7 protein-coding genes, 1 tRNA gene and 1 pseudogene are annotated in these 5,717 nt (G+C 27.6%); all 9 read right to left on the bottom strand.

From position 1 onward, the window contains the following. Window positions 1-27: 27 nt before the first annotated feature. The gene (gene tilS, locus BN1173_RS04730; protein ID WP_246040060.1) at window positions 28-756 is read right to left on the bottom strand and encodes a tRNA lysidine(34) synthetase TilS; all 729 of its coding nucleotides are present in this window, start codon (window positions 754-756) and stop codon (window positions 28-30) included. Window positions 757-861: 105 nt separating this feature from the next. Further along, the gene (pth, locus tag BN1173_RS04040; RefSeq protein WP_040236797.1) at window positions 862-1,428 is read right to left on the bottom strand and encodes an aminoacyl-tRNA hydrolase; all 567 of its coding nucleotides are present in this window, start codon (window positions 1,426-1,428) and stop codon (window positions 862-864) included. Window positions 1,429-1,433: 5 nt separating this feature from the next. Beyond that, complete coding sequence (locus BN1173_RS04035; RefSeq protein WP_040236795.1) at window positions 1,434-1,982, bottom strand: 50S ribosomal protein L25/general stress protein Ctc; 549 nt, start codon at window positions 1,980-1,982, stop codon at window positions 1,434-1,436. A 22-nt stretch (window positions 1,983-2,004) separates the two neighbouring features. Then, window positions 2,005-2,076 (bottom strand) — tRNA-Gln (locus tag BN1173_RS04030). 70 nt (window positions 2,077-2,146) lie between these two features. Beyond that, on the bottom strand, window positions 2,147-2,437 hold the full coding sequence (spoVG, locus tag BN1173_RS04025) for a septation regulator SpoVG (protein ID WP_014696595.1): 291 nt from the start codon (window positions 2,435-2,437) through the stop codon (window positions 2,147-2,149). Window positions 2,438-2,536: 99 nt separating this feature from the next. Continuing rightward, window positions 2,537-2,887, bottom strand: coding sequence for a ribosome silencing factor (rsfS, locus tag BN1173_RS04020; RefSeq protein ID WP_014696594.1), 351 nt, complete (start codon window positions 2,885-2,887; stop codon window positions 2,537-2,539). Next, a pseudogene (locus BN1173_RS04865) lies at window positions 2,862-4,048 on the bottom strand (LCP family protein). The gene rsfS and the pseudogene BN1173_RS04865 overlap by 26 nt, the downstream one beginning before the upstream one ends. Further along, entirely contained in the window at window positions 4,049-4,621 is a 573-nt protein-coding gene (nadD, locus tag BN1173_RS04010) for a nicotinate (nicotinamide) nucleotide adenylyltransferase (protein WP_040236793.1), read from the bottom strand. Between the two features lie 94 nt (window positions 4,622-4,715). Then, window positions 4,716-5,699 carry a GTPase ObgE gene (obgE, locus tag BN1173_RS04005; protein ID WP_040236799.1) on the bottom strand — a complete coding sequence of 328 codons (984 nt, stop codon included), beginning with the start codon at window positions 5,697-5,699 and terminating at the stop codon, window positions 4,716-4,718. Window positions 5,700-5,717: the final 18 nt, after the last annotated feature.

The raw sequence follows: 5,717 nt of genomic DNA, 5'->3' as shown, positions 1-5,717 counted from the left end.
ACTTAAAGACCTTTTTGCATAAATTTGTTATACTTCTCTTTCTAAATTTAAAATTTTAAAAACACTTCTAAAAACCAAATATTTTGGCAAATTAAAAAAAATCATAGCATCAAAAGAATAATAATAATTACCTTTAATAAAGGGAAGAAAATCTTCTCTATCAAAATAGTTTGTAAGTTCCCTTGAAAAATCAGATATTCTCCTTAATCCTTTTTCATATCCTTTAAAAATTTTTTTAATAACAGGAACAAGATTATTTCTAACTTTATTTCTTAAATACAAATCTTCATGATTAGTACTATCAATAGAATAAACAATATTATTAACAGATAAAAATTTTTCAATTTCTTCTCTTGACACTTCAAGCAAAGGCCTAATAATGAAATTATTAATAACTGGAATACCAACAAATCCATCCAAAAATGAACCTTGAAAAAATCTCATTATTAAAGTCTCAAATTGATCATTTTTATTATGAGCAAGAGCAACATAACTAGCATTATTTTCATTAAGAGCTTCTAATAAAGCATGATATCGATATTTTCTGGCCAATTCTTCAATAGAAATACCCAATTGCTTCGCTTTTATTTTAATATCAACATCACACTTCTTTATCTGACAAACGATATCATACAAATTACAAAATTTCTTAACATGTTCTATTTCTAAATCTTGTTCACTTTTTGACCTTATATAATGAGCAAAATAAAAAGCAACAATATTATTATTTAAATATTTTTTTAAATTCAATAACAAAACAGTAGAATCTGGACCTCCAGAAAAGGCAACAATTACTTTCTCTTTATCAAAAATTTCTTTTATAAAAATCTTCTATTCTTGTTATTATATTATCCCAAACCATCAAAAACTACTAGAATTAATAGTTGCAATTTTATGCTCAAAACTAAATTCATCTATACCCAATATTTCTTCACTTAAAAAATTAAATACATTTTTAAGACGAACAAGTTCACTATCATTAAATTTTGAAAGAACAAAATCTTTAAGACCAAAAACACTATTATTTCCAACTCCAATATAGAGTCTACCATACTTAGTACTCCCAAGACTCTCAGAAATAGAACGAAGCCCATTATGAGTAGAAGCACCCCCTACCTTTCTAAGTCTACACTTTCCCAAAGGTAAATCAACATTATCAACCACAACCAATAAATTATTTATTTTCATATAAAACTTAGAAAAAACAAAAGGAAAAATATTACCACTCAAGTTCATATAAGTTAAAGGTTTAATTAAAACTATTCGCCTAGAATCAACATTAAAATCTGCATATTCATAGTTCTTGGATTTTTTTAACGAAAGAGCATTTTTCATAACTAACTTATCTATCAATCCAAAACCAACATTATGTCTAGTATGCAAAAAATTAGACCCAGGATTACCTAGGCCAACTATTAATAAATTCATATTTTTTATTTTACAAATAAAACCGCCAAATTTTCATCTGTTTCAGAAAGTTTTACATTATCAGAAAGCACAATATCTTTCAAAGTTATTTGATCCCCCTTTTTAACAGGAGTTAAATCTACTTCAACAAACTCTGGCAAATTCAAAGGCAGAGCCTTCACTTTAATTGTATTACGGAGTACACTTAAGGTACCACCTTCCTTAACACCAACAGAAGCTCCTATAAATTTAATTGATATATCCCTTTCAATTTCCCTAGTTCTATCAACTTCATAAAAATCAATATGATAAATAAATTTCTTTGTAAGATTTTCACTAACATCTTTAATGAAAACACATTTTTCAACCATACCGTCATTTAAAAGCAAAACAGTATTATCTGTAAATTTAGCAAATTTTTTATCAAATTCATTACTATTGATCTTTATATGCAAAACATCACTTTCTTTACCATAAACAATAGCTGGTATTTCGGACTTTGCTCGTAAAATACGAGCACATGATGAACCAAATTTAGAGCGACCCTCATACTTTAAAATCCTACTACTATACACAACAAAACTCCTAATATAAATACTGGGACGGAAGGATTCGAACCCTCGAATGCCTGGACCAAAACCAGGTGACTTACCACTTGTCCACGTCCCAAATACTTAACAACTAATTATCCACAAGTCAAAAGGATACAAAATACAATAAACTTTGTCAATAATATTATCTAGACTAATTCAAGTTCAAAATTTGAAGGGTTTTCTTTGACATATTCTTTAAAAATAGCACTTTGCAAAATTTCTCTAAAACTTTGATTAATAGGATGAACAATATCTTTATATTCTCCAACTTTAGTTCTCCTATTAGGCATAACAATAAACACGCCTTTTTGCCCTCTAATAACTCTGATATTATGTAAAACTAAGCAATCATCAAAAGTAACTGTAACATATGCTAATAGCTTCGAACTGGAATCTTTATTATCAACTCTCCTAATTCTTACATTTGTAATATTCACTTCTAGGCCTCCCTAAAATACATTTCTTTAAATCTAGAATATTTTTAATTTTTTGTAAATAATTCTTGTGATATTTTTATTTTTTTTAATTAATAACTCTCAAGAATAAATAACTTCTCCCTTATCCCATATTTTTTCAAGTTCATAATATTCTCTAGAATTTTTACTCATTAAATGTATAACTAGACCCCCACAAGAAATAATCGTCCAATCAAAAAGGAAACCTTTACCCTGAAGACAACAATTTAAATTTCTCTCATTAAAAAAAGCTATTAATTTTTCAGTATACAAAACTTCCATCTGTTTAAATGACGAAAATGAAACAATAATAAAAAAATCAGCCCAATTGCAAACAGAACTAACATTAATACCCAAAACGTCAATACCACCAAAATCAGATATAATTTTACATAACTTCTTAATATCATCGACTCTTAACATATCTTCCATCAAAATCATCTCCCAAAATTATTACAACATCAGGACCCATATCAGAGATATCAAATCCCAAAATATCCATATGAAACTCAGAGATTGGCTTGATATTTCTCGCTCTAATAACATCTCCAGCCTTAATAGCAATCTCCAAATTATCAGAATTATTTATAATCAGAGTATGAGAATAATTATGCTTATCTGCATTCCCAAATCTTATAACCTTAAATTTTAAAGATTTAAAAATATCTGCTACATTCCTTGCAAGCCCAGCAGTTTGCGTGCCATTTAAAATAATAATCTTAATTACATCTTCGGTTTTAGTTCCATCTATTAAAATCCTATTCAAATTTTCTATTGATTCCTTAAGAACTGCTCCCCCATAATAAGGAAAAATAACTTTTATTAAATTATCATCATCATCTTTAAATGTTTCCTCTTGACCCTTAATATTAAAAAAAATAAGCTTCTCATCATTTATTTTATAATTGGAAAGAATATATTTAAATACAGTTTCAGAAAGATTAGTATCTAACATAACATACATTTTAGAAAAATAATCATATTCTTCTTGAAAATTAGCAAATTGTGCTAAAATTTTTTTAAAAAATTCTTTATAATATTAAAGATCTCTCATAATAAGAAGCAATACTGTTGAAAATAACTTAAATAATCATAAACTTTATCACCATCAAAAATAGAATTACCAGAAGGTATTAATATAGAGTGTACCAAATTGTATACCTTAACAGGATTTTTAACAAGAAATCGAACTCCACCAAGATAATCAACAAACCTCACAAAATTATCTTTTTTAAAACGAATATAATAATCAGGTTCATGATTCAATTGTTTAGATACTTTAACTAAAAATTCAGTAAAATTATTTTTTTTATACAAAGCCTCAAACCACGAAATATTTCCTTTAAAATCTTCATAACCCGTATAAATAGGAATATCCAAAAATCCAACATTTCCTGTCTTTATGTTAATAAAAACTTCTTGCATACTTAAAAGATTTTCATTATCATCTTCTACAAGAAATAAAAAGCTAATATTACTTTTGGTATTTAGTTCAAAATATATTTGCTCTCTTTTAGAAATATCAACAAAAAAAATTACAATACCAAGAATTATTAAAATGATTAGAACTAAAAAAAATAATTCTCTCCTCAATTACATACCTTTAACATACAAATTATTATTTTTAATATATCTCAAAACATCAAAGGGAAGCAAATAATCTACAGGTAATCCTTGTTCAATTCTATTTCTAATCTCTGAAGACGAAATAGGAAATACCCTATTATCAACATAAATATGTTTAAATCGACTACTCAATCTCTTGCTATAAATTCTATGAACAACTACAAGATTAACAGATTCAACTATTTTTTCCGGATTTTTCCATGAATCAAAAGTTTCAAAAAGATCATCTCCAATGATCAAATATATATCATCATTAGCATATTTATTTTTAATACAAGCAATAGTATCAATAGTATAAGTTACCCCCCCATGTATCACATCGCATTCATCAACAAACATATTATCTTCATATTGTACCGCCAATTTAAGCATTGTCACTCTATCTATAACACTAATATCCTCAACACATTTATGAACAGGTTTATGAGTAGGAATAAATAAGATCTTATCAACATTTAAAAAATGCTCTATTTCTTTTGCCAAAAACATATGTCCAATATGAACAGGATTATAAGTACCACCCAATATTGCTATTCGCATCAATCTCCCCTATTATAAATTTAATTCATCAATTAAACAAACTAAAACCTGCATAATACTGATCTGTATTTTCTAAAAAACAAAATAAACACCTTCAAATTTTTGCTAAAGAAAAAAATTCACTAACAAGTTCATTTATTCCGATATTATCATAAATAGAAATTCCTAGCACCCTCTCTTCAGACAAAATACTTTTTAACTGATTAAAATTTTCTGTTGCACCCTCTAAATCAAGTTTACTAGCAACAATTATGCGCTTTTTTTTCAAAAGTTCAATATCATATACTCTAAGTTCATTAATAAGAATATCATAAGCACTCATAAAATCATTACTAGAAACATCTATCAAGAAAACCAAAACTTGAGTCTTAGAAATATGCCTTAAAAATTCAAAACCAAGACCTATACCTTTACTTGCTCCCTCAATTATTCCAGGTAGATCAGCAATAATCAAATCATTATAAGAAACTCTTACAACACCAAAATGTGGAATTTTAGTTGTAAAAGGATAATTTGCAACTTTTGATCGTGAAGCAGTTATTTTAGAGATAAGAGAAGATTTACCTGCATTAGGAAGCCCAACAAGTCCAATATCAGCTATTAATGACAATTCAAGGCGTAAATTTAAAGTAAGCCCAGATTCTCCTGGTTGAGCAAATCTTGGTGTTCGTTTTGTAGAACTTTTAAAATTCACATTTCCAAGACCACCTCTTCCACCTTTCAAAACAACAACTTCATCATTAAAATTTTTAAGCTCAAATAACATACAATTAGAATCAGTATCATAAATGCTAGTATTTGGAGGAACAAAAATAATCAAATCTGACCCAGCAGCTCCACTTTTCTTTAAACCCATTCCAGATTTTCCATTACTAGCACTAAGTTTTTGGCCATTTCTATAAAGAGACAAAGTTTTAAGATTTGACTTAACTTTAAAGATTACATCTCCACCTCTTCCTCCATCACCTCCATCAGGACCTCCTTTAGCCTTAAATTTTTCACGCAAAAAAGAAATACATCCTGCACCCCCATTCCCTGAAGAGACAATCAAATTTAAAGAATCTTTAAATAGATGCAAATCAACCTCAATTATAAT

This window comes from Borrelia crocidurae, assembly GCF_000825665.2.
Classification (GTDB): Bacteria; Spirochaetota; Spirochaetia; order Borreliales; family Borreliaceae; genus Borrelia; species Borrelia duttonii.
The sequence above is the reverse complement of the archived record's forward strand: the minus strand, read 5'-3'. Positions and strand labels throughout refer to the sequence as shown.

Coding starts and splice junctions, on each gene's coding strand:
- pth (WP_040236797.1), bottom strand. CDS start 1,428: ATGAATTTATTAATAGTTGGCCTAGGTAATCCTGGGTCTAATTTTTTG.
- rsfS (WP_014696594.1), bottom strand. CDS start 2,887: ATGGAAGATATGTTAAGAGTCGATGATATTAAGAAGTTATGTAAAATT.
- nadD (WP_040236793.1), bottom strand. CDS start 4,621: ATGCGAATAGCAATATTGGGTGGTACTTATAATCCTGTTCATATTGGA.